The sequence below is a fragment of the Bacillus spizizenii TU-B-10 genome (assembly GCF_000227465.1).
Lineage (GTDB): Bacteria > Bacillota > Bacilli > Bacillales > Bacillaceae > Bacillus > Bacillus spizizenii.
The window spans coordinates 1,982,533-2,006,360 of record NC_016047.1; the positions used below are offsets into that span (position 1 = coordinate 1,982,533).

General features: G+C 37.0%; 22 protein-coding genes and 2 pseudogenes. 15 read left to right on the forward strand and 9 right to left on the reverse strand.

Translation table 11 applies throughout. The annotated features are described in order from the left end of the window. The first annotated feature begins 2 nt into the window (after positions 1-2). Both glnA and GYO_RS31705 read left to right on the forward strand, forming a co-directional pair. Positions 3-1,337 carry a type I glutamate--ammonia ligase gene (gene glnA / locus GYO_RS31700; RefSeq protein WP_014113887.1) on the forward strand — a complete coding sequence of 445 codons (1,335 nt, stop codon included), beginning with the start codon at positions 3-5 and terminating at the stop codon, positions 1,335-1,337. A 316-nt stretch (positions 1,338-1,653) separates the two neighbouring features. Beyond that, entirely contained in the window at positions 1,654-2,487 is an 834-nt protein-coding gene (locus tag GYO_RS31705) for an SMI1/KNR4 family protein (RefSeq protein WP_044059172.1), read from the forward strand. Positions 2,488-2,962: 475 nt separating this feature from the next. Here GYO_RS31705 and GYO_RS44080 read toward each other — a convergent pair whose 3' ends face one another. After that, on the reverse strand, positions 2,963-3,145 hold the full coding sequence (locus tag GYO_RS44080) for a hypothetical protein (protein WP_238528868.1): 183 nt from the start codon (positions 3,143-3,145) through the stop codon (positions 2,963-2,965). Positions 3,146-3,273: 128 nt separating this feature from the next. On the opposite strand from GYO_RS44080, the pseudogene GYO_RS31710 reads away from it, so the two are divergent. The 5 genes and pseudogenes from GYO_RS31710 to xynB all read left to right on the forward strand — a co-directional run. Beyond that, positions 3,274-3,461: pseudogene (locus GYO_RS31710) on the forward strand (hypothetical protein); the annotation flags it as partial. 43 nt (positions 3,462-3,504) lie between these two features. Then, on the forward strand, positions 3,505-3,699 hold the full coding sequence (locus tag GYO_RS31715; protein ID WP_041520971.1) for a hypothetical protein: 195 nt from the start codon (positions 3,505-3,507) through the stop codon (positions 3,697-3,699). Positions 3,700-3,805: 106 nt separating this feature from the next. After that, positions 3,806-4,186, forward strand: coding sequence for a UPF0715 family protein (locus GYO_RS31720; protein ID WP_014113891.1), 381 nt, complete (start codon positions 3,806-3,808; stop codon positions 4,184-4,186). Between the two features lie 943 nt (positions 4,187-5,129). Further along, positions 5,130-6,521, forward strand: a complete 1,392-nt coding sequence (locus tag GYO_RS31725; RefSeq protein ID WP_014113892.1) for an MFS transporter — start codon at positions 5,130-5,132, stop codon at positions 6,519-6,521. A 42-nt stretch (positions 6,522-6,563) separates the two neighbouring features. Continuing rightward, the gene (xynB, locus tag GYO_RS31730; protein ID WP_014113893.1) at positions 6,564-8,165 is read left to right on the forward strand and encodes a xylan 1,4-beta-xylosidase; all 1,602 of its coding nucleotides are present in this window, start codon (positions 6,564-6,566) and stop codon (positions 8,163-8,165) included. Positions 8,166-8,338: 173 nt separating this feature from the next. Here the strand turns inward: xynB and xylR are convergent, their stop codons facing one another. Beyond that, positions 8,339-9,493 carry a transcriptional repressor XylR gene (gene xylR, locus GYO_RS31735; RefSeq protein WP_014113894.1) on the reverse strand — a complete coding sequence of 385 codons (1,155 nt, stop codon included), beginning with the start codon at positions 9,491-9,493 and terminating at the stop codon, positions 8,339-8,341. A gap of 258 nt (positions 9,494-9,751) precedes the next feature. On the opposite strand from xylR, the gene xylA reads away from it, so the two are divergent. The 3 genes from xylA (at position 9,752) to GYO_RS31750 (ending at position 13,724) form a co-directional block, all read left to right on the forward strand. After that, positions 9,752-11,089, forward strand: a complete 1,338-nt coding sequence (xylA, locus tag GYO_RS31740) for a xylose isomerase (RefSeq protein ID WP_014113895.1) — start codon at positions 9,752-9,754, stop codon at positions 11,087-11,089. Positions 11,090-11,260: 171 nt separating this feature from the next. Further along, positions 11,261-12,760: a xylulokinase gene (gene xylB, locus GYO_RS31745; RefSeq protein ID WP_014113896.1), complete on the forward strand. Its 1,500-nt coding sequence runs from the start codon at positions 11,261-11,263 to the stop codon at positions 12,758-12,760. Positions 12,761-13,016: 256 nt separating this feature from the next. After that, positions 13,017-13,724 carry a glycoside hydrolase family 11 protein gene (locus GYO_RS31750; protein ID WP_014113897.1) on the forward strand — a complete coding sequence of 236 codons (708 nt, stop codon included), beginning with the start codon at positions 13,017-13,019 and terminating at the stop codon, positions 13,722-13,724. A 419-nt stretch (positions 13,725-14,143) separates the two neighbouring features. Here the strand turns inward: GYO_RS31750 and GYO_RS31755 are convergent, their stop codons facing one another. Continuing rightward, on the reverse strand, positions 14,144-14,845 hold the full coding sequence (locus tag GYO_RS31755) for a thermonuclease family protein (RefSeq protein WP_014113898.1): 702 nt from the start codon (positions 14,843-14,845) through the stop codon (positions 14,144-14,146). 439 nt (positions 14,846-15,284) lie between these two features. On the opposite strand from GYO_RS31755, the gene GYO_RS31760 reads away from it, so the two are divergent. Then, positions 15,285-16,697 carry a sugar porter family MFS transporter gene (locus GYO_RS31760; RefSeq protein WP_041520972.1) on the forward strand — a complete coding sequence of 471 codons (1,413 nt, stop codon included), beginning with the start codon at positions 15,285-15,287 and terminating at the stop codon, positions 16,695-16,697. 151 nt (positions 16,698-16,848) lie between these two features. Here the strand turns inward: GYO_RS31760 and alr are convergent, their stop codons facing one another. Next, the gene (gene alr, locus GYO_RS31765) at positions 16,849-18,033 is read right to left on the reverse strand and encodes an alanine racemase (RefSeq protein ID WP_014113901.1); all 1,185 of its coding nucleotides are present in this window, start codon (positions 18,031-18,033) and stop codon (positions 16,849-16,851) included. Between the two features lie 405 nt (positions 18,034-18,438). On the opposite strand from alr, the gene GYO_RS31770 reads away from it, so the two are divergent. Together GYO_RS31770 and dutA are read left to right on the forward strand one after the other, a co-directional pair. Beyond that, positions 18,439-18,903 (forward strand): DUF2691 family protein, encoded by a 465-nt coding sequence (locus GYO_RS31770; RefSeq protein ID WP_014113904.1) that lies wholly within the window; start codon positions 18,439-18,441, stop codon positions 18,901-18,903. A 27-nt stretch (positions 18,904-18,930) separates the two neighbouring features. Next, positions 18,931-19,365 (forward strand): dUTP diphosphatase DutA, encoded by a 435-nt coding sequence (dutA, locus tag GYO_RS31775; RefSeq protein WP_014113905.1) that lies wholly within the window; start codon positions 18,931-18,933, stop codon positions 19,363-19,365. A gap of 88 nt (positions 19,366-19,453) precedes the next feature. On the opposite strand, the gene GYO_RS43870 is transcribed toward dutA, so the two are convergent. Next, positions 19,454-19,627 carry a hypothetical protein gene (locus GYO_RS43870; RefSeq protein ID WP_014113906.1) on the reverse strand — a complete coding sequence of 58 codons (174 nt, stop codon included), beginning with the start codon at positions 19,625-19,627 and terminating at the stop codon, positions 19,454-19,456. A gap of 266 nt (positions 19,628-19,893) precedes the next feature. Continuing rightward, the gene (cotU, locus tag GYO_RS31780; RefSeq protein WP_014113907.1) at positions 19,894-20,157 is read right to left on the reverse strand and encodes a spore coat protein CotU; all 264 of its coding nucleotides are present in this window, start codon (positions 20,155-20,157) and stop codon (positions 19,894-19,896) included. A 460-nt stretch (positions 20,158-20,617) separates the two neighbouring features. Between cotU and GYO_RS43715 the strand changes: the two genes are divergently transcribed. After that, the gene (locus GYO_RS43715; protein WP_120698786.1) at positions 20,618-20,731 is read left to right on the forward strand and encodes a hypothetical protein; all 114 of its coding nucleotides are present in this window, start codon (positions 20,618-20,620) and stop codon (positions 20,729-20,731) included. 267 nt (positions 20,732-20,998) lie between these two features. Continuing rightward, a complete protein-coding gene (locus GYO_RS31790; protein WP_014113909.1) occupies positions 20,999-21,838 on the forward strand; it encodes a thymidylate synthase in 840 nt (279 codons plus the stop codon). 153 nt (positions 21,839-21,991) lie between these two features. Here the strand turns inward: GYO_RS31790 and GYO_RS31795 are convergent. The 3 genes and pseudogenes from GYO_RS31795 to GYO_RS31805 all read right to left on the reverse strand — a co-directional run. After that, positions 21,992-22,204: pseudogene (locus GYO_RS31795) on the reverse strand (hypothetical protein); the annotation flags it as partial. A gap of 158 nt (positions 22,205-22,362) precedes the next feature. After that, complete coding sequence (locus GYO_RS31800) at positions 22,363-23,085, reverse strand: YrpD family protein (protein ID WP_146881501.1); 723 nt, start codon at positions 23,083-23,085, stop codon at positions 22,363-22,365. A 179-nt stretch (positions 23,086-23,264) separates the two neighbouring features. Further along, positions 23,265-23,621 (reverse strand): YoqO family protein, encoded by a 357-nt coding sequence (locus GYO_RS31805; protein WP_014113912.1) that lies wholly within the window; start codon positions 23,619-23,621, stop codon positions 23,265-23,267. Positions 23,622-23,828 lie beyond the last annotated feature (207 nt).

Here is a 23,828-nt window from a genome sequence, read left to right on the forward strand (position 1 = left end):
AAATGGCAAAGTACACTAGAGAAGATATCGTAAAATTAGTAAAAGAAGAAAACGTGAAGTATATCCGTCTTCAATTTACTGACATTCTTGGGACAATCAAGAATGTTGAGATTCCTGTAAGCCAGCTTGAAAAAGCGCTTGATAATAAAGTCATGTTTGACGGTTCTTCTATTGAAGGATTCGTTCGCATCGAAGAGTCAGACATGTACCTGTATCCAGATCTGAATACATTTGTTATCTTCCCATGGACAGCTGAAAAAGGTAAAGTAGCACGTTTCATCTGTGATATCTACAATCCGGATGGCACACCTTTCGAAGGTGACCCGCGAAACAACTTAAAACGGATTCTGAAAGAAATGGAAGACCTCGGCTTCAGTGATTTCAACCTCGGGCCTGAGCCTGAATTCTTCTTATTCAAATTAGACGAAAAAGGCGAGCCGACGCTTGAACTAAACGACAAAGGCGGATATTTCGACTTGGCTCCAACTGACTTGGGAGAAAACTGCCGCCGCGATATCGTTCTTGAGCTTGAAGAGATGGGCTTTGAAATCGAAGCGTCTCACCACGAAGTAGCACCTGGCCAGCACGAAATCGACTTTAAATATGCTGGTGCAGTCCGCTCTTGTGACGACATCCAAACGTTTAAACTAGTTGTCAAAACAATTGCCCGCAAACACGGCCTGCATGCGACATTTATGCCAAAACCATTATTCGGTGTGAACGGTTCCGGTATGCACTGCAATCTATCACTCTTCAAAAATGGTGTTAACGCATTCTATGACGAAAACGCAGATCTTCAGTTAAGTGAAACAGCGAAACACTTCATTGCAGGTATCGTGAAGCACGCAACAAGCTTTACAGCAGTAACAAACCCGACAGTAAACTCTTACAAACGTCTTGTTCCTGGCTATGAAGCACCTTGCTACGTTGCATGGAGCGCGCAAAACAGAAGCCCGCTTATCCGTATCCCGGCTTCCCGCGGCATCAGCACACGCGTTGAAGTCCGCAGTGTAGATCCAGCTGCTAACCCGTACCTTGCACTTAGCGTATTGCTTGCTGCAGGCTTAGATGGAATCAAAAACAAACTGGAAGCGCCAGCTCCAATCGACCGCAACATCTATGTGATGAGCAAAGAAGAGCGCATGGAAAACGGAATCGTTGACCTTCCAGCAACTCTTGCGGAAGCGCTAGAAGAATTCAAATCAAACGAAGTCATGGTCAAAGCACTGGGCGAGCACCTCTTCGAACACTTCATCGAAGCAAAAGAAATCGAGTGGGATATGTTCCGCACGCAAGTTCATCCTTGGGAGCGCGAACAGTATATGTCTCAATATTAATCTTTCAATCCCTTGGCACTATTGGTGTCAAGGGATTTTTTGATTTTGATTAATAGAATGAGAAATTAGCATTTTTGGTCAATGACCAAATTATGACCAAAAATATTTGAAGTTAGAAATCTAACTCTACGATTGACGACGTAATTTTCTTAATTCTTTATCCGGTTTTGGTCAAGTTTTTTACTTACATGGGAATAAACATTCGCGGTTACCTTTATGACCTAAGCGCTCTCATGTCTGCACCTGGCTCTAAAAGTAATACAGCATGCGTGTGAATGCATGGATTGGCATTTTATCAATTTTTGCTCGTTTTAAAATGCGATTAAACGCATTGAAGAGAGTAGACTTACGTATAAGGTTAAAAGACATCAGTGAAGACGAAATAAAAAAAGTCGAAAAAAAGTTAAACTTAACTTTGCCTCAACAATATAAAAAATTGATTATTCAACAAAATGGTGGATTGATTAATTTTAATGCGTTCCCAACAAATCAGGAAACGTCTTGTGCAGACGACCATATTGAAGTTGATCACATTAGAGGGATAGAAAAAGATTTGGGAATCTTAGAGAGTGAATACCTAATAAAAGAATGGGGTCTACCGCAAAAACTGTTGTTAATACAGGGAGATGGACACAATTGGGTTGCATGGGATTATCGCCAAACGAATGAGAATCCACCTGTTCATTACTTTGACCTTGAATTAAATAATGACTTTAAGATTGCAGATTCATTTGATGAATTTTTATCTAAGCTATATACATATGAAGATGAAACTCATGAATACGATAACTTAGATTTTGATATTCATACGATTGATCCAAATGATCCTGATGCTATACAGAAGGAAGAAGTCGAAAAAATACTGATTAGTAAGAATCCTTTAGAGATTCATAGGATTTCTCTTTTTCCAATCCAAAGTCTTGAAGACCTAGAGTGGATACTGCACATTATTAAAGAAAATTCCATAGAAATAAAAGGTGACATGGCTTTTGAATTGGCTGATGTATTGATGTCAATTGTTTCTTCGTACACACATCAAATAAAGTCGGCAAATTTAAGAAAGATAGTTCGAGAAGCTGCTCAGGAGTTAGGGAAGTCCAAAAATGCAGATACTGAAATTCTATTAGATCAATTTAAAGACTTCATGTAAAACAAACCTTCATATCCTCTCTTTGTTTATTTTTAATATCATCTTGAGTAATGTGTTAAAATCCTAAAGAATAGAAGGAATCAATAAAAAGCTATCGGAATATTTTGAGTGTTGTTTTGACTTTGCTGAAGCCAGTCAGTTGCATAATCGATTTCTGAGATAGTGGCGGTTCAAGATTCAGATGAAAATCCAGTGGATTCTGAGTATGAAGATGATTTTAACTGCGAAGAGGATACATTCGAGGATTACTAAAAACTTCGGGGGAGGGAAAAGTTGAATAGCACATTCACACCTACGAGCAGCTGTTGACAAGATGGTTTAGACGATCTTTTAAATGTCATTATTAAAGTCTACAACCAGAATTTGTCTAAAAGACAAAATCAAAATACGTGATTAGCCGCAAAAGGTGAAGCAACTCACCAATGGCCAATGTTCCAACAATAAGAAAAAAAATCCTCCCACAAAGGGTGGATTGCTAATACATATTAACTAAAGTGTAAGTCAATGAAACAATGAATAAAAAATACGATATATAAGAAATTGCTTTTGAAGAACTTGTTTTATGTCTATGGAATGTATAGATAAGTGCAAAACCCAGGAAGAAAACTGTTACAAACCAAGAAGTGTATTGAGGAAAGATGACGACCAGCAATACCATGATTGTTGAAAAAATAAACGAAGATTAATGAGTAACTTTATGATCATTATTCAAAGAAATCTCACCTCTACAAATTCTTACCCAATTTAGTGTGTATTAAAACATGATACATAAAGGAGATTAGAAAAATGCCAAACATTATTTCTAAAGAACAAGGTGAAGCAATTAAATACTTTAGAAACAAATTAAACTGATAAACAAAGATTTATACATACCATTGATTAATTTCGAATTACTTAAAGACAAGAACGAACAATATGCGAACGCTTATGAGCTGTACAAAAATGATCCTTATTTGTTTATCAGGGCACTAAAGGCATTATTTTTTTGTTTAATTATTTTTATAAGGAGAAATAAGTATGAAACAATTTCGATTTAGGGGTACAGTAGTGTTATTAGATAATGAATTGTGGTGTGTAAAAGATGAAAATGGGATAATTCAAGATGCAGGTGAGTTATTAACCGGAATTGATATATTAACGGAAAATAATGTACCAGGCAGCTTTGAACTCATTGAAGGCGATGAAATCGAAGTCATTGTTAAAAGAAAATAAACTGAAATTTTCATATTAATCAAATAAAACATGTTTTATTAAGTAGTTTAAAGAAGGAGTGGTTTAAACAATTGAAGAAACATTCATTAAGAAAGGGGCAATAAACATGCAAGTTTTAAGGATCATATTTGTTCATGTTTTGTCTGCATTATCAGCTGCTGTTGTTTATATTTTTGGCATTGATTATGATGGCTACATTCCATACTTCTTAATAAGTGTTATTCTCTTTATCTTTTATTTAATTTTTGCAGCACCTGTCCAATATTTCTTAAATCGCAAATCAAAAAGGTTTAACCTGAAATATTTACTCATATACATATTCTTTTCCTTCTTAGTATGGTTAGTCTTCGCTGTGATTACTGATCCAAAGAACACCTTAGACTTTCTAATGGGGTACGAAATTTACTTATTTAGCATTTCATTTGCTATCATCTTTTGGATATGGGACTCAGTGTTTCTGCAAAACAGAGCAAAGACAGCAGCTTAAATTATCACAATCCTTGTCCTTATACACGCTGAAACAATCCTGATAGTTACCAAAAATCCAGACTCTGTTTTGACTGAGGAAACAACAATTTTCTCTATGGCAGTAAATTCGACCGGGATTTTGATCGCACTTAGCTATTCTATAATTCTCAATACACAATGATGAAGGCTGTACTCTAAATATGAAACTTAGCAGAATAACTCTAATTGGATGGATATTTCCAAGAAGCGAGAAAGAATTCACAGGAAGTTAGTTGGACTTCAGTGCAAGCAGATCGAGTAGAAGGTGATGCTAATCTCTGCGATCACCTTCATCAAACTTCAATTACAGCTTGCCACTGCTAACCAATTACTGCTAACCAATTACTGCTAACCAATTCCTTGTTTCGCTTAGGTGAATCTTTGCCACTTGTTTCATAGTCTTAGAAATGTTTACGAAACTATATCAAGAAGGACTGGGCATTAATTGATACGTGACATTTCTTAAATATTTAAGAAACTGAATAAAGAAAATGAAGGCAAATCTCAGACGAATTCGATTTTTCTGAAAAAAACGTTGAAAAAGGCGAAAGGATTTTATAATATTAAATCAAGTTAGTTTGTTTGATCAACAAACTAATGAGACGAATTTTAATTGTCCATAAGAAAAAGGTTCTTACTAAATATGGATGGAAGGGAGATGAGGCTCGATTTAATTGGAGCTAAACAATGTATGAACGAAAGAACGAGGCTTTTTTCCTTTTGCAGGCATATAAGGTATGACGAAAAAAGATGAGTTTACTGCTTGTTGATCACCATTTAGATGATGAAAATGCTCTGTGAACGTAAATCACTATAATTCTCTTTGAAAGCGCTTTTATAAACACTTCCTGTCCATAAGTTTAAGGGAATTGTTATACCATTTCATACTGTTCCTTATTAAAGGATCGAAAAGGGGAGAAATCATGCTCAGTGAAAATGTAAAGAAGATTAGCATGGTTGAAAAAGTTGGATATGCGTCTGGAGATTTTGCATGTAATTTAATTTATGCAACAGTGTCTACTTATCTTTTGTTTTTCTATACAGATGTATTTGGTTTATCGGCAGCAACAGCCGGTACTATGTTCTTGGTGGTTAGAATAATCGACGCTCTTGCTGATCCTTTTATTGGAACAATAGTTGACAGAACGAATAGCAGGTTTGGACGCTTTAGACCGTATCTTTTATTCGGAGCTTTTCCATTTGTCATACTGGCAATACTCTGTTTTACAACCCCAGATTTTTCGGATATGGGGAAATTAATATATGCCTATATGACCTATGTTGGCTTGTCGCTTACATACACAATGATAAACGTTCCATATGGCGCGTTAACTTCTGCAATGACTAGAAATAATCAAGAAGTTGTTAGTATAACATCTGTCCGTATGTTATTTGCGAATCTTGGGGGACTTGTCGTTGCATTTTTTGTTCCCTTACTGGCTGCCTATTTAAGCGATACTTCCGGCAACGAATCTCTTGGCTGGCAACTAACCATGGGTATTTTGGGAATGATAGGCGGGGGCCTTTTAATCTTTTGTTTTAAAAGCACAAAAGAGCGTGTCACTCTTCAAAAATCTGAAGAGAAAATTAAATTATCTGATATATTTGAGCAATTTCGTGTTAATCGTCCACTTGTTGTATTAAGTATTTTCTTTATTATTATTTTTGGAGTGAATTCAATCAGTAATTCGGTTGGCATTTATTACGTAACGTATAACTTAGAAAGAGAGGATTTAGTGAAGTGGTACGGTTTGATAGGAAGTTTGCCCGCTTTGGTCATTTTACCGTTTATTCCAAAGCTACATCAATTATTGGGGAAGAAGAAATTACTAAACTATGCATTATTACTGAATATTATCGGCCTCTTAGCTTTACTGTTTGTTCCGCCAAGTAATGTATACCTCATACTTTTCTTTCGATTAATCGCTGCTGCTGGAAGTCTCACTGCCGGAGGATATATGTGGGCGCTCATTCCTGAAACAATAGAATATGGAGAGTACAGGACTGGGAAAAGAATGGGTGGGCTCATATACGCTATCATCGGATTTTTCTTTAAGTTTGGTATGGCCCTGGGAGGAGTTATTCCTGGGCTGGTTCTAGACAAATTTGGGTATGTGGCAAATCAGGCACAAACTCCGGAGGCATTAACGGGAATTTTAATTACAACAACCATTATTCCAGTGTTTTTGCTGGTTCTAGCCATGATTGATATTAATTTCTATAATTTAGACGAGAAAAAATATAAAAACATGGTACGAGAATTAGAGAATAGAGATAAAGTTTATTTGGATCATATTGATGATTTCAAGGCTTAAGAAATAATGAGTCAAAAGAAAATAGCTGAGGAGGAGTTCCAAATGAAGATTATCAATCCAGTACTTAAAGGATTCAATCCCGATCCAAGTATTTGTAGGGCAGGAGAGGATTATTATATCGCTGTGTCTACATTTGAGTGGTTTCCAGGTGTCCAGATACACCATTCAAAAGATTTAGTGAATTGGCACTTAGTCGCACATCCATTACAGAGAGTTTCACAATTAGACATGAAAGGGAACCCTAATTCAGGCGGGGTTTGGGCACCATGTTTAAGTTATAGTGACGGAAAGTTTTGGCTGATCTATACTGATGTTAAGGTAGTAGATGGCGCTTGGAAAGATTGTCACAATTATTTAGTTACTTGTGAAACCATTAATGGTGATTGGGGGGAGCCGATTAAATTAAATAGTTCGGGGTTTGATGCTTCTTTGTTCCATGATACGGATGGAAAAAAATATTTATTAAATATGTTATGGGATCAGCGTATTGATCGGCACTCATTTGGAGGAATTGTCATACAGGAGTATTCTGATAAGGAGCAAAAATTAATCGGTAAACCGAAAGTTATATTTAAAGGAACTGATAGAAAACTAACAGAAGCTCCGCACCTTTATCATATCGGGAACTATTATTATTTATTAACTGCAGAAGGAGGAACACGGTTCGAACATGCTGCTACAATTGCCCGTTCTACAAATATTGAAGGCCCATATGAAGTTCATCCCGATAATCCAATCCTAACGTCATGGCATGATCCAGGAAATCCACTGCAAAAATGTGGACATGCATCGATTGTTCAAACACATACAGGTGAGTGGTATTTGGCTCATTTAACGGGACGTCCTATTCATCCTGACGATGATTCAATTTTTCAGCAAAGAGGATATTGTCCTTTAGGCAGAGAAACAGCTATTCAAAAACTCTATTGGAAAGATGAATGGCCTTATGTAGTAGGTGGAAAAGAAGGAAGCTTGGAGGTAGAAGCGCCTTCTATACCCGAAAAAATGTTTCCAGCAACGTACCCGGAAGTTGATGAATTTGAGGATTCGAAATTAAATATTAATTTTCAAACTTTAAGGATCCCGTTTACGAATGAATTAGGTTCATTGACTCAAGTGCCAAGTCATTTGCGATTATTCGGTCATGAATCATTAACCTCGACATTTACTCAGGCATTTGTAGCAAGACGTTGGCAAAGTCTCCATTTTGAAGCGGAAACTGCTATTGAGTTTTATCCGGAGAATTTTCAACAAGCCGCTGGATTGGTGAACTATTACAATACAGAGAACTGGACGGCTCTTCAAGTCACGCATGATGAAGAACTTGGCCGGATTCTTGAATTAACAATATGTGATAACTTTTCTTTTTCACAACCATTAAAAAATAAAATTGTTATTCCTCGTGAAGTAAAGTATGTATATTTAAGAGTAAATATTGAAAAGGAAAAATATTATTATTTCTATTCTTTTAACAAGGAAGATTGGCACAAAATTAACATTGCATTGGAATCGAAAAAATTATCTGATGATTACATCCGGGGAGGAGGGTTCTTTACAGGAGCCTTTGTAGGGATGCAATGTCAAGATACCAGTGGTAATCATATTCCGGCCGACTTTAAATATTTTCGCTATAAAGAAAAATAATTTGTACGTGAAAAAGGAGACTTCTATTTTAGGACTCCTTTTTCATATGAGAAGGTATCATACGTAAATATTCCTTAACAAAATTGTCCTATTCAACATTAAAATAACAAAACAAAAAACTCATCTTTGAAGATGAGCGTAGAACATAGAGATTTGTACATTTTAATAATGAATTACATTTTAACGATATCTAGAAAATGTTCAATAACAATGGAAGACATCCCTAATGCCGGTGCATTCTTTCCTAAGGAAGATGGTAATAATTCATAGCTATTGCCTAATTGGGGATAAACCCTGGACGACACTTCACTTCTAATTGAATTTAAAACCATAGGATGCAATTCAATTATGCTGTTTCTTAAAATGATGGCTTGTGGATTGAATGTATTAAGAATATTGGTAAGGCCTATTCCTAAATAGAATCCGAAATTCTGTAATGCATTTAAGGTGCCGATATCATTCAGATGGGCGAGGTCTATGATATCTTGATAGGACACTTTTTTCTCTTTAGTCTGAAGAGATTTTAATAAAGCCTTCTCTGAAGCATACAATTCCCAGCAGCCTCGGTTTCCGCAACTGCATTTAGGGCCATTAAAGTCTATTGTCATATGTCCCATTTCTCCAGAGAATCCGCTTACCCCTCTATATAATTGATTGTTGATAATAACACCGATCCCTATACCTGTACTGATACTTGCATAAATAATGTTATCGTGATTTTTTGCAGCACCAAATACTTTTTCTCCATATGCACCAGCATTTGCCTCATTTTCAATAAAAACAGGCACATTGAACTTCTCTTGTATGAAAGATTTTAAGTCAATTTCTCTCCAGTTGGAGTTCGGAGTGAAAACAATTTTTTGATTTTTATCAATTAGTCCAGGCACGCATATGCCTATACCAATAAGCCCGTACGGAGATTGTGGCATATGCGTAATAAAGTGATGAATCATATCAATTAAAATGTCTTTCGTTATTTCTGGAGAATTGCATTCCAAATGGTGGTGTTGATCAAGAATGATCGTTCCTTCAAGGTCTGTTAAAATGCCATTGATATAATCCACACCAACATCTATTCCTACGGAGTATCCTGCCTTTTTATTAAAAACAAGCATGACAGGTCTTCTTCCGCCGCTTGATTGTCCCTGACCTATCTCAAATACAAGATTTTCTTTCATCAGCGTGTTAACCTGTGATGAAACAGTTGATTTATTTAATCCAGTCATTTCAGATAATTTTGCTCTTGAAATAGGTGAATTCTTAAGTATTTCTTTTAATAATAACTTTTGATTTACTTTTTTGACAAAGGTTTGATCTGCGATATCCACTTCATCCACTCCATTTGTATAACCTTTAAATTAAGTTGAAATTTTTGTGTTTTCAGTATGAAACATAGTACATAGCGAATCTTACCTTTATTATATCGAATGTGTTCATAAATAACTAAAAAAATATTGAAAATACTGATGAGGTTATATAAGATTAAAATAAGTTAGTTTGTTTGGGCAACAAACTAATGTACAACTTACTTACAATATGACATACAATGCGCCTGTATTTGAATTTATTTTTAAGGGGGAAATCACATGGCTCAATCTCATTCTGGTTCGGTTAACTATTTTGGAAGCGTAAACAAAGTGGTTTACGAAGGGAAAGCTTCCACTAATCCTTTAGCATTTAAATATTATAATCCTCAAGAAGTAATCGGCGGAAAAACGATGAAAGAGCATTTGCGATTTTCTATTGCCTATTGGCATACATTTACTGCTGATGGCACAGACGTTTTTGGAGCAGCTACAATGCAAAGACCATGGGATCACTATAAAGGCATGGATCTAGCTAGGGCGAGAGTAGAAGCAGCATTTGAGATGTTTGAAAAACTAGATGCACCATTTTTTGCTTTTCATGATCGAGATATTGCACCAGAAGGAAGTACGTTAAAAGAGACAAATCAAAATTTAGATATTATCGTGGGCATGATTAAGGATTACATGAGAAATAGCAACGTTAAGTTATTATGGAATACTGCGAACATGTTTACAAACCCCCGTTTCGTCCATGGTGCCGCGACTTCTTGCAATGCAGATGTGTTTGCGTATGCTGCAGCACAAGTAAAAAAAGGGTTAGAAACAGCAAAAGAGCTTGGCGCCGAGAACTATGTATTTTGGGGCGGCCGTGAAGGATACGAAACATTGTTAAATACCGATTTAAAATTTGAGCTTGATAATTTGGCAAGATTTATGCATATGGCAGTAGATTATGCGAAGGAAATCGAGTATACAGGGCAGTTTTTGATTGAACCAAAACCAAAAGAGCCGACCACCCATCAATATGATACAGATGCAGCAACAACCATTGCCTTTTTGAAGCAATATGGCTTAGACAATCATTTTAAATTAAATCTAGAAGCCAATCATGCCACATTAGCCGGGCATACATTCGAACATGAATTACGCATGGCAAGAGTACATGGTCTTCTCGGCTCTGTTGACGCGAACCAGGGGCATCCTCTTTTAGGCTGGGACACGGATGAATTTCCCACAGATTTATATTCTACGACATTAGCAATGTACGAAATCCTGCAAAATGGCGGCCTTGGAAGCGGTGGATTAAACTTTGACGCGAAGGTCAGAAGATCTTCTTTTGAGCCTGATGATTTAGTATACGCCCATATTGCAGGGATGGATGCATTTGCAAGAGGATTGAAAGTAGCCCACAAATTAATCGAAGATCGTGTGTTTGAAGATGTGATTCAACATCGTTATCGCAGTTTTACTGAAGGAATTGGTCTTGAAATTACAGAAGGAAGAGCTAATTTCCATACTCTTGAGCAATATGCGCTAAATAATAAAACAATTAAAAACGAATCTGGAAGACAGGAGCGATTAAAAGCGATATTGAACCAATACATCTTAGAAGTATAACAGAAGAAAGAGGAGCCCCAGATCCATCTATAAGAAGATATAGCAAGATAGCCAAGTCACCTAACTACCCGTCATGATTCCTTTACTATTTCTTATTGTTATGACGGGTAATTTCTATAATTGGGATTTATTTAAAGTGAATGGTTTTTTAAAAGGTTAAGGAGTGAAAAAATGAAGTATGTCATTGGAATAGATCTTGGAACGAGTGCTGTTAAAACCATTTTAGTCAATCAAAACGGCAAAGTTTGTGCAGAAACGTCCAAAAGTTATCCGCTCATCCAAGAGAAGGTGGGATATAGTGAGCAAAACCCTGAAGACTGGGTGCAGCAAACAATTGAAGCATTGGCTGAATTGGTTTCTAAATCCAATGTTCAAGCCAAGGATATTGACGGGATAAGCTATTCAGGACAAATGCATGGGTTAGTACTGCTTGACAAAGATCGTCAGGTGTTACGTAATGCCATTCTTTGGAATGATACCAGAACGACGCCTCAATGTATCAGGATAACCGAGAAATTTGGCGATAACCTGCTTGACATCACAAAAAACCGTGTTCTAGAAGGGTTTACATTACCTAAAATGTTATGGGTGAAGGAACATGAACCTGAACTTTTTAATAAAACTGCTGTTTTTTTGCTTCCGAAAGACTATGTGAGATTCCGTATGACTGGTGCGATTCACACCGAATACTCCGATGCAGCAGGAACTTTACTTTTACATATTACTCGCAAGGAGTGGAGCGATGATATTTGCAATCAATTTGGTATTTCTGCAGATATTTGTCCTCCGCTTGTTGAATCTCATGAATGTGTAGGATCGCTGCTTCCGAACGTTGCGGCGGAGACAGGGCTATTGAAAAAAACAAAAGTGTACGCTGGGGGAGCAGATAATGCCTGCGGTGCTATTGGAGCGGGGATTCTTTCTTCCGGAAAAACATTATGCAGTGTTGGGACGTCAGGGGTCATACTTTCCTACGAAGAAGGCAAAGAAAGAGACTTTAAAGGGAAAGTGCACTTTTTTAATCATGGAAAAAAGGATTCTTTTTATACGATGGGAGTCACGCTCGCTGCAGGATACAGCTTGGACTGGTTTAAAAGAACGTTTGCACCAAACGAAGCGTTTGAGCAATTATTGCAGGGGGTGGAATCTATTCCGATAGGGGCCAATGGACTGCTATACACTCCTTATCTGGTTGGTGAAAGAACGCCACATGCAGATTCTTCTATTCGGGGAAGCTTGATCGGAATGGATGGAGCCCACAAAAGAGAGCACTTTTTGAGGGCAATAATGGAAGGCATCACATTCTCTTTACATGAATCAGTTGAGCTATTCCGCGAAGCAGGAAAATCAGTTCATACTGTTGTTTCTATTGGTGGGGGAGCTAAAAATGAAACGTGGCTGCAAATGCAAGCTGATATTTTCAATGCGAAGTTGATTAAGTTAGAAAATGAACAAGGTCCAGCCATGGGGGCCGCTATGCTAGCTGCCTTTGGAAGTGGATGGTTTGAATCCCTTGAAGAATGCGCAGAGCAGTTCATTCGTGAAGCTGCTGCATTTTATCCAAAGCAACAAAATGTTCAAAAATATAAAACACTATTCGAGTTGTATAAGAAAATTTACACACACACAAAGGATCTAAATGCAGCTTTGAAGAGCTTTCGAAAAAACTAATCATAAGTGTGATTCGTAAAGAGTGTATTTTTTGTCAGGAGATCAACGAAAGAACAATTAACGATTAATCATCATCAAAGACCTTTAATGACATAGCAATATTTTTAATCACAAAACACTAAGCTATTACAATAGTAACTTAACTGATAGCAGGAACAATAATATAACTACTATGGCTGCCTTTTTTTGAGAAATGGTGAGAACAAACATTACGGTAAGGTCTAAATACAACCTAATCAAACAGGAGGAATACCGAATGAAACAAAAAAGAATGAAGTTTTTGTTAGCGGTTTTATTTAGTCTAGCGCTGACATTACCTGCATGGCCCGCACAGGCGGCAACTACTATTACCTCAAATCAAACTGGCTCTCAAGATGGCTATGATTATGAATTGTGGAAGGATTATGGGAACACCAGTATGACGCTCAATAGCGGCGGCGCATTTAGTGCCCAGTGGAGTAACATTGGGAATGCTTTATTCCGAAAAGGCAAGAAATTCGATACAACCAAGACTCACTCAGAGCTTGGAAACATATCAATGAATTACAACGCAGCCTTCAATCCGGGCGGAAATTCCTATCTATGTGTTTATGGATGGACGAAAGATCCGCTCGTAGAATATTACATCGTAGATAATTGGGGCACCTATAGACCGACCGGAACGCCAAAGGGTACTTTTACTGTTGATGGGGGCACATATGATATTTATGAGACCACTCGAATCAACCAACCTTCCATTATAGGTATCGCAACCTTTAAACAGTATTGGAGTGTCCGGCAGACAAAACGAACGAGCGGAACCGTATCTGTCAGCGAACACTTCAAGAAGTGGGAAAGCTTAGGAATGCCAATGGGTAAGATGTATGAAACCGCGCTAACGGTAGAGGGATATCAAAGTAATGGCAGTGCTAATGTAACTACTAATGTACTGACTGTTGGAGGGAAAAGTAAATCATCCTTTTAAGTTTTGATTCAAACCTGATTTGGTATCAGTCCAAACTCTTGATTGAATTCGGGAGTATATTTGCACACAAATAACCCCTCACATTAACGTGAAGGGGTGTTTTTTATTATCTACACGATCTAATAGCTATTTTTATATTATTCAACAAGATTCATGTTTAAAAAGCACGATCAACTCTATCTTGTAGGAGTTACTAAACCAGATAAAAACATATAGGATAATATAGTATCTCCTGGAACTACTATACAGCAGAAAATTTCACAGGCATAGTTGCATGACCTCTGTCTATTTTAGATTGGTAAGCAGAATGGAAACTAGACACGCCAGCTACATCTTCCTTAACTCAGTTTGCAAACGTTTCTGTTCCTCGAGTTGACGATGGAGCAGAAGAGGTTTCATTTTCATTTGTACTGGAAGTTTCACTCAATTCTTTCTTTGGGAGATGCATTCTGATACGTTGCTGCTTTTTTACCCTTAGTGTTTGTCTGTTTCACGCAACCATTAAATCCTCTGTTAGTCACATAACCATTCCTGCTCCAGATTGAAAGTTTTTCTGATTTCGCTTCTTGCTCATCTTTCGTAAATTGGTCTATGTATTTTGTGTTAGGCTCATATACATACGCTACTCTGGCCAATCCTTCTTTCAATAATGTCTCTTGAACAGACTTGCCATCGACATAAACGTAAGCTAACAGTCTTCCATACTTATCTCTGCGATCGCCTTTATCAAATTCCAGCTGAAGCTTACCGCTGTTGACCAATTCTTTATTTCGTTTTGACGCATCTTCACCGTATGGTTGAACACAAGAATGTGGTTTCTTCGTCTCAGGTGTATCAACGAGCAAGTAGCGAACTGTGTCTTCCTTTCCGTTGTAAATAACCTTAATCGTATCTCCATCAACTGCTCTATCTAATGTAACATTCACCAATTTCTTATGATTTTTTGAATGAGATGTGCCAGCCTTTTGTTCTGGCTGTTTATTTTCATTAGATTGAGTATCTTGAGAGACTTGCTCTGTGTCATTAGAATCTGAATGGCTTTTTTCTGCGTGATTTGATTCACAAGCTGCCAAAGTAATGCTTAAAACGAATGCGATAATACTGACCAAAACTTTCTTCATATGATTTCCTCTCTAGAATGTAAGTTCTTGTATGCTCTCCTTTAAATCGGTTAAACATCATCATTATAACGAGTTGTACATTTTTTGTGAATGAAAAATATCCATAACGCTAAGGGAGATTACATTGAATGCTTACAGTCAAAATGTAAACTTCACAATGAAGTGACAAAAACATACCTATCACACAAAGGAAACAAACAATTCTGAAGATTATATTGATTGAAAACGCTTTTGGAATTATGATAATATCAGATATGACAATAATGTGACAAAAACATCACTACAACATAACAATTCATCGCTTATGTGTATTCTATCGATGAAATATGAAAGCGATTACAAACCCAGAGGCAGAAGTCTAAGATAGAGATGACTTTAGTTTTGTATCAATATCCACACTGAAAGAACTTATTAAGTATTCTTAATAAAGGCAGGGGAAATGGATATGAATGAACATCGAAATCGAAGATTGAAATTAATAATGATTTCAGCAACATTTGGAGGGCTTCTCTTTGGATATGACACCGGAGTTATAAATGGAGCTTTGCCTTTTATGGCAAGACCAGATCAGCTTCAGTTAACACCGGTTACAGAAGGGCTTGTTACAAGCATTCTTTTATTAGGTGCGGCGTTCGGAGCGTTGTTATGCGGCAGATTAGCTGATCGCTATGGCCGCCGTAATATGATCCTTAATCTTTCTTTTTTATTCTTTCTGGCATCACTTGGAACAGCGTTAGCACCTAATGTTTTAATCATGGTGGTCTTTCGTTTTTTGCTCGGGCTGGCTGTTGGGGGAGCTTCAGCGATGGTACCGGCCTTTTTAGCAGAAATGGCACCGCATGAGAAGAGAGGACGAATGGTAACTCAAAATGAGCTAATGATTGTCGGCGGGCAATTTCTAGCATATGTTTTTAATGCGATTCTTGGTGTTACAATGGCAAATACCGGACATGTTTGGAGATACATGCTGGTCCTTTGTGCCGTTCCGGCTTTAATGTTATTTGCCAGTATGCTCAAGGCTCCAGAAAGCCCGAGATGGCTAATCTCCAAAGGCAAAAAAAGTGAGGCGCTGCGTGTTCTTAAACAAATTCGAGAAGAGAAACGTGCAGAGGCTGAATGTAGAGAAATACAAGCAGCGGTAGAAAAAGATACCCTGGAGAAGGCATCACTCAGCGACTTTTCTACACCATGGCTGCGCCGTCTTTTACTGATTGGAATCGGTGTTGCCATGGTGAATCAAATTACAGGCGTGAACTCGATTATGTATTATGGCACTCAAATCCTTAAAGAATCTGGTTTTGGTACAAAAGCGGCTTTAATCGCTAATATTGGAAATGGTTTGATTTCAGTCATTGCAGTTATATTTGGGATTTGGCTGGTTGGAAAAGTGAGCCGGCGACCAATATTATTGATTGGTTTGGCGGGGACCACGACAGCACTTTTATTAATAGCAGTATTCTCAATAGTGCTTGATGGATCTGCAGCACTCCCTTATGCTGTACTTTCTTTGACCGTTTTATTTCTTGCCTTTATGCAAGGATGCGTAGGGCCTGTGACTTGGCTGGTCATAGCAGAAATATTCCCTCAAAGATTAAGAGGGCTTGGTTCTGGAATAAGTGTTTTTTTCCTTTGGATATTAAACTTTATGATCGGCTTTGCATTTCCGATATTGCTTAGCTCTGCAGGTTTGTCTTTTACCTTCTTTATATTCGTGGCGTTGGGTATATTGGCAATCGGTTTTGTTTACAAATTCATGCCGGAAACAAAGGGGCGTACACTTGAAGAACTAGAAGAGCATTTCCGTTCTCAACACGATAAAGATACCCCTGAAAAATCAGCTATTGAGGTATAATAAAATCATTATACTGATGCATGAAATCTCTCTGCTTATAGGAGGGATTTTTTGTTTGGTTTCAGAAAAGTAAAACCCCTCCGGTAGCGGAATCTTGATTCAGCATAAAAGAGAGATTTTGGGGTATTTACAAAAAAACGCAAATGCAAAACTACACGTATAATACTGGAATTGATACTTTAAAAATCTCGCCATCTCTTATATAAAAACGAGGGATGCGGCGGCTTAATGTAGACACGACTTCATAGTTAATCGTATTGAGCATTTCAGCCACTTCATCAACGGAAATCTCGGCTCCTTTTTGCTTACCGTAAATCACGACTTCTTCTCCTTGTTTGCCTTCACCGTTCTCTCCTAAACTGACCATGATCATATCCATTGTTACTCTTCCCGCCACTGGGACTCGTTTTCCGCGATGAAGAACAAACCCGCGATTTGAAAGTGCACGGGAATAACCGTCAGCATATCCGATCGGGAGTGTAGCAATGACTTCGTCGGGTTCTGCGATGTATGTAGCACCATAGCTAATGGTTCGGGGTTCTGTCCGCATGGTTTTCACATAAGCGATACGCGCCTTTAAACTTAATGCAGGAACAAGCTTCACGAGGTTTAGTTGTTTGATATAGGTTGAAGGATATAACCCATATAAGCCGATACCTAAACGAATCATATCAGCACTAAATTCCGGAAAAGCAATAGCTGCAGCCGTGTTGCTCATGTGCACGGTGGGCAGTTCAATGCCCTGGTTCTTTAAAAAGCTGAGAAAACTAATGAATTTATCGTGCTGCAGCTTGGTTAGTGTGGTGTCAGCTTCATCAGCTGTAGAAAAATGTGTAAATATCCCTGTCCACCTGAGGGATTTGCTTGCCTTTAGTGCCTTCACTACTGCTAAAAGTTCTTCCTTTGTGCGTACACCTAATCGTCCCATCCCAGTATCCACGTTAATATGAATAGCCAGCCGGTCAGTACTCGCTTCTTTTTCCAATATCTCGTTAGCTTCTTTCATCCAATCAACCTGAAATGCTGATAATGTTATATTCCAAGCTGCTGACTTTTTCACACAACTAAGGGAGGTAAAACCAAGCACAAGGATAGGTGCTGTAATCCCCGCTTTTCGTAAAACGATTCCTTCCTCCACGCTGGCAACAGCGAGCTCACTCGCCCCGTGTTCCAGTGCATGGCGCGCCACTTCTACAGACCCATGACCATAACCATTCGCTTTTACGACAGCCATAATTTTGCTTTTATTTGGAATATGACGGCGAATTGTTCGCAAATTTTTTTTTATGGCATCAAGATTGACTTCAATCCAAACTTCTCGGCAAAGCTTTGTCATTAATGCTTCCTTCCTTCTTATGGAATAGTAAAAACCGCATTTAGCCGCAAAATAAATGTTAATTGTTGGATGGTTTCGATCTTATTTTATTCAACTTCATTTGAAATCATTCAACAGCAAATCTATGATATATGAGAAGGTGTCATCGATGCCGAAATATTTGCTTTCAATGTTCTATAATCCAAACGTGAAACTGAAGATACTGGCCGGGCTAACTCTTCTTGATAAAGAACTGGGGAACGCCTATTGTTACTGAACATAGGAAGAACTTTTTAAATGGGAAGGCTGAGAAAATGTGTAAAAGAAGGCGGGTATCAAACCGCACTTGATTCCTGTTCCACAAACCTAACATCTGAGTATATAATTAAATTCATGTTCAGAAAATCGTTTAAGTGAGGAGTATACATGAAAAGGGGAGTTAGTTTTCAAATACCGAATGAATATGGAAATTATCTATGGAGAATACTGCAGCCGTTAGAAATAGCTAATTATATGTGGCAAACGAGTGGGGAATCTTATTTTGTTGTAGACGGAGAGCTAGATAATGAGGAGCTCTTTAATGATTACGCAATTGTTGAAGGGACTGACTTTGCGAATCGATTAAAAACAAATCAGTACTACATCATTTTCGTTGAATTGAAAGCATTTCCATTTGGAAAAACGGTTAATGAAGTCCAGACATATGAAGAGTTTGTTGACAGTGATTGCGAACTTGTCCTTTTGATAGCAGATAATAGCTATGTTTCGATTTACTGTAAAAACAAAAATACCATTGAAATACTTTACTTCAATGCTTTAAATAATGATTTTGAAGAAGTTCTATTTATAACTGATGAAAACGACACAAGAACAGGCCTTACCGTATGGTAATTCAATAATGTTAAAGGAGTAATACATATGACAATGCAAATTAAAATCAAATATCTAGATGAAACACAAACAAGAATCAGCAAAATTGAGCAAGGAGATTGGATTGATCTTCGAGCAGCTGAAGATGTAGCAATTAAAAAAGGTGAATTTAAACTTGTCCCATTAGGTGTAGCTATGGAATTGCCCGAAGGTTACGAAGCACATGTCGTTCCTCGTTCGAGTACATATAAGAACTTTGGCGTTATTCAAACAAACTCAATGGGTGTTATCGATGAGTCTTATAAGGGAGACAAAGATTTTTGGTTCTTTCCTGCTTATGCGTTACGTGACACAGAGATTAACAAAGGGGATCGGATCTGCCAGTTCAGAATCATGAAAAAGATGCCGGCAGTTGAATTAATTGAAGTCGAGCGTTTAGGGAATGAAGATAGAGGAGGACACGGTTCAACGGGAACGAAGTAAATAATAAAAACCTTGGCTGTATTCATGCTTTGATCTGAACAATGGAAGTTTCAGCCAAGGTACATATAATAATATGTATAAACAAATTTTAAAAAGGGAGGTTTTGGAAAAGAGAAATAGTAATAACTAAAGTAGATAAAGAACCTAAAGATGTCAAAGAAACAATTTTTCGGGTGCTTTGCTTTTTTGAAGGTTTACTTAGTTCATGAACAACTGCACCCCATAAAAGCATGGATGCTAAAACTATAATACTAATATACATATAGATGCTCCTTTTCTTATTTACAGTTTTTACATTTTTATCGATTTTACCACATTTAGGATTGAGATGTCGATGAAACAAGCATCTCTATAAAAGAATACTTTTATCTAAATTTTTATAAGTAGGGGAAGGCAGCCATGAGACAAGTTCAAAATATAAGATGAAATGAGACACAAGACTTCACAAAAAAATCTGAGTATCGTCGACAAATATCATAAAAAAAGCCCCCGGTATGTCGCCGGGGAATAAATAGATGTTTAAGAGATTTAGTGATGTTTTTTATATGATTCGACAAAATCATAATAATGATCATCGTCATCATAATACTTTTTGTCGTAATGATAATCGTGATCATCGTAATACTTTTTATCATGGTCATAATACTTTTTGTCGTAATCATAATGTTTTTTATCATGATCATAATACTTTTTGTCGCAATCATAATGCTTCTTATCATGGTCGTAATACTTTTTGTAATACGTTTTTTTCCAAGTGTAATACTCTTCTTTATATTTTTTATAATAACCCAATTAAATTCCTCCTTTTATTTGATTCGAAATTAATTTATGAAGTTTAAATGATATGGTATGGTCAAATGAAATAAGAATAGTAAAAAGAGGCTGTTTAAAAAACTTTCTGAAAAACAAAATGGATAACTGCTTATTAAAGTAAGAGCGGGAGAAGGACTCAATCACTGTAAAAGAATAAAATAATATAGTGTATGGAGAAGATTAATATACGTAAAGAGAGACTTTCTCTAATATAAGAATATTTGAACGTCTTGGTTAAGATTCAAGAACTCTATGTTGTGATTCCTGATGCTGCTTTTAAAGGATTTATAGTTAGACCTTAACAAACAGCAAACCGGTCAGAAACGGATTAAAGAAGGAATGATCTGCTGCCAAATATCATAAAAGAAAGTGTTAATGATCAACTGAATGAAAATTAGAGGGGATTTGTTTTAAAGAAAGCCCAATTGCACATGGACAAATGACAATTGATATTGAGGTAAAATACAATGCATTAAATCAGAGGGAGCGATTGGAGGATTTAATGTGTTTAGACAATATCCAATTTGGTATACACAAACACCTTACTATTTGAATGTTCATGTGCCTCAATATCAAATCATTTCTTATAATCCTCAACAATGTTATCAACGGTGTATGTATCAAACTGGCGGTAACTATGAGCAATGTGACAGACTATGTTATGGTGAAATACAGGTGTAAAAGAGGGGGTTAACTCCTCTTTTACAGTAATTAGAATAAAAATCTCATTTTATCTGCACGTGCTTAGTATTTGCGTTAATATTGTTTTCGTAATAAATTATGCCAAGTAACTGAAAATGAAAGAAGGATATGAATAGTTATGACTCAATTCGATAAACAATACAATTCAATCATAAAGGACATTATGAATAATGGAATCTCAGATGAAGAATTTAATGTAAGAACCAAGTGGGACTCTGATGGAACACCGGCTCATACACTAAGCGTGATTAGTAAGCAAATGAGGTTTGACAACTCAGAGGTTCCTATTTTAACGACAAAAAAGGTTGCCTGGAAAACAGCCATTAAAGAGTTGCTCTGGATTTGGCAGCTAAAATCTAACGATGTTACTGAATTAAACAAGATGGGCGTACATATTTGGGATCAGTGGAAACAAGAAGACGGCACCATCGGAAATGCTTATGGATTTCAGTTGAGCAAGAAAAACAGAAATCTAAATGGAGAAAAAGTGGATCAAGTTGATTATCTTCTTCATCAATTGAAGAACAACCCATCTTCACGCAGACACATTACAATGCTATGGAATCCAGATGAATTAGATTCAATGGCCTTAACGCCATGTGTATACGAAACTCAATGGTATGTTAAGCAAGGAAAGCTCCACCTCGAGGTAAGAGCACGGAGCAATGACATGGCGTTGGGAAATCCATTCAATGTATTTCAGTATAATGTGTTGCAGCGCATGATTGCTCAAGTGACTGGTTATGAGCTTGGTGATTATATCTTTAACATTGGTGATTGCCATGTGTACACACGTCATATCGACAATTTGAAAATCCAAATGGAAAGAGAGCAATTTGAAGCACCTGAATTATGGATCAATCCTGAAGTCAAAGATTTTTATGACTTTACGATTGATGATTTTAAGTTAATTAACTATAAGCATGGGGACAAGCTTTTATTTGAGGTAGCAGTATAATGCTGCCTCTTTATTGATCACTATATTGTAGTAGGCAATCCTAATTTTATTTTTAAGACATCCGGAAGATGAATGAATTTGGATTATCGAAGAAGTTAAAAAGATAAATACATATATTCTAAAGACTCAAATAAAAAAGATTAACTTTACAAGTTAATCTTTTTTATTTAGAAGAAAATATCCTAATTTTGAAACTAGATACAACGTGAAAGCGATCATTAAGGTTCTTGATATTACAATTCCATGAATGGCCAGATCATATCCAGCAGGTATCAACGCTTTTGTATTAAACATAAAATACATTGATATTAGAAGCGCTATAATAACCAAAAGCATTCCAAAAGGACCTGCCTTTCCATATTTCATACAATTTCCACCCTATATTAAAATATGATATAACAAACAAATGAGCTGAAGATTCTGATGATTATTTCTAAAATAATGCGAGCTATGAACACACGTGCCATTTTTTGTGTAATTGTCCTAATAAAACCGCCTGGCAATGCCGGCGGCCTTTTGCTGCTTTATTTATTAACAGAAATCGAAACGTTATTTCCTGAAACAGAAACCTTTGCGAAATCCTGTGTATCTACCACAGGAGTGACGGCTTTATTGTCGATTGTAATGTTGTTAAAAGATGTCGAAAAGGTTGCTTTGATGGCATTACGCTGACTTTCATACGAAACAGCCGCGGTAGCAAGTGTTTTCCATTTTGAAATCGTGCCGATGTTGGTTCCTTGGATTTCTGTGATAATCCGTCCGGTATAACCATCATTGTTCGTTCCCCAAAGAGTCATGCGTGTATTGCCGTTCAAATTTTTATAAATTGTCATTTGGACTGTGCTTCCAGGGCGGAAGCCTTTATTGTATGTGAATTTGTCTTTTCCTTCGATATACGTTTCTTCATTTTTGGCACCAACCTTCATGAGGGGCTTCCAGACGTTGTATTGTTTGCTGTACTGGAGCCCGATGTCTGCCTCAGTTCCGCTTGTTGCCCTGAAGCCTGAATAAATATAAGGCGTAGAGACCGAGTCATCATGTTTTACGGTGTCGGGAAGCTTGATTTTAGCTGTGAAAACGGCGCCAGTACTGTTCAGATAGGCGCGGCCGCCGATGCCTTTAGGCAGCTGGGTGGCTGCTTTTGCGACCTGAGTGTCTGCCGCGGGCAACCCTGGAATACCCGCTGAAAGTGTTCCGAAAAGAACTGCTGTTCCTACTGTACTTGCAATCAATACTTTTTTCATCAAAATTCCCCCTTTTAATAGTGGTTTCGTCATTCATTATACCTTATTTTGGAACTGGATTTATGTATATCAATCGACAAAATATTTCATTTCACCAATCAGTTTCATGTTGGATGGTTTATGGGACGAAACGGCTCCTCCAATTTGAAAACTATATACATTTATTAGATGAAAGGGTTAGCTCACAATGGTTTTAACCGATTTGAAATCTTCCTCAAAATAAAAACACAAATGCTTAAAGAAACGATAATCAAAAGAATGACCGCTATTGTTTCCCAGCCGGTTAAAAAGGGGTGATCTTTAATTACTGCTTGTCCTTGCAAAATCATAAAAGTACAGGTACCGACTAAGAAAAGAAAACAAATACTTAGAATCGCCAACGATTTACGTGTATATGTTTTCAATTCGTCTTTAACATACAGCAAAACGAAAACAAAGCAGCTAACATTGGCAATCGTTTTTACCACATCAAAGTTTTTCATGACAATTGATATAAATAGACAAAGTAAAATAAGATAAAATACGATGTTTTTAGACAAAGAATCTCTCCTTTTATGTATGGCCCTTAAAGAGCTTACAAAAGTTCCTTTATCACTGCAATACTTGGAAGCAGAACCAATCGCACTTTCATAAACTAATTAAACTATGTACTAAATATTCAACATGAATTTAGATTCAGTCATTAAGGAAAACTTCAAATTATACCAACAGTAGATCAAACAAAAAAACCCGGCATTAGCCGGGGA

Bases quoted from the DNA above. Each gene is read 5' to 3' on its own strand.
- GYO_RS31760 (WP_041520972.1), top strand. From the start codon at position 15,285: ATGGATATGAATGAACATCGAAATCGAAGATTGAAATTAATAATGATT.
- GYO_RS31770 (WP_014113904.1), top strand. From the start codon at position 18,439: ATGAAAAGGGGAGTTAGTTTTCAAATACCGAATGAATATGGAAATTAT.
- xylB (WP_014113896.1), top strand. From the start codon at position 11,261: ATGAAGTATGTCATTGGAATAGATCTTGGAACGAGTGCTGTTAAAACC.
- xylA (WP_014113895.1), top strand. From the start codon at position 9,752: ATGGCTCAATCTCATTCTGGTTCGGTTAACTATTTTGGAAGCGTAAAC.
- GYO_RS31715 (WP_041520971.1), top strand. From the start codon at position 3,505: ATGAAACAATTTCGATTTAGGGGTACAGTAGTGTTATTAGATAATGAA.
- GYO_RS31790 (WP_014113909.1), top strand. From the start codon at position 20,999: ATGACTCAATTCGATAAACAATACAATTCAATCATAAAGGACATTATG.
- GYO_RS31725 (WP_014113892.1), top strand. From the start codon at position 5,130: ATGCTCAGTGAAAATGTAAAGAAGATTAGCATGGTTGAAAAAGTTGGA.
- GYO_RS31720 (WP_014113891.1), top strand. From the start codon at position 3,806: ATGCAAGTTTTAAGGATCATATTTGTTCATGTTTTGTCTGCATTATCA.
- glnA (WP_014113887.1), top strand. From the start codon at position 3: ATGGCAAAGTACACTAGAGAAGATATCGTAAAATTAGTAAAAGAAGAA.
- GYO_RS44080 (WP_238528868.1), bottom strand. From the start codon at position 3,145: ATGGTATTGCTGGTCGTCATCTTTCCTCAATACACTTCTTGGTTTGTA.
- GYO_RS31755 (WP_014113898.1), bottom strand. From the start codon at position 14,845: ATGAAGAAAGTTTTGGTCAGTATTATCGCATTCGTTTTAAGCATTACT.
- dutA (WP_014113905.1), top strand. From the start codon at position 18,931: ATGACAATGCAAATTAAAATCAAATATCTAGATGAAACACAAACAAGA.
- GYO_RS43715 (WP_120698786.1), top strand. From the start codon at position 20,618: ATGACAATTGATATTGAGGTAAAATACAATGCATTAAATCAGAGGGAG.
- GYO_RS31705 (WP_044059172.1), top strand. From the start codon at position 1,654: ATGCGATTAAACGCATTGAAGAGAGTAGACTTACGTATAAGGTTAAAA.
- GYO_RS43870 (WP_014113906.1), bottom strand. From the start codon at position 19,627: ATGTATATTAGTATTATAGTTTTAGCATCCATGCTTTTATGGGGTGCA.
- GYO_RS31750 (WP_014113897.1), top strand. From the start codon at position 13,017: ATGAAACAAAAAAGAATGAAGTTTTTGTTAGCGGTTTTATTTAGTCTA.
- alr (WP_014113901.1), bottom strand. From the start codon at position 18,033: ATGACAAAGCTTTGCCGAGAAGTTTGGATTGAAGTCAATCTTGATGCC.
- xynB (WP_014113893.1), top strand. From the start codon at position 6,564: ATGAAGATTATCAATCCAGTACTTAAAGGATTCAATCCCGATCCAAGT.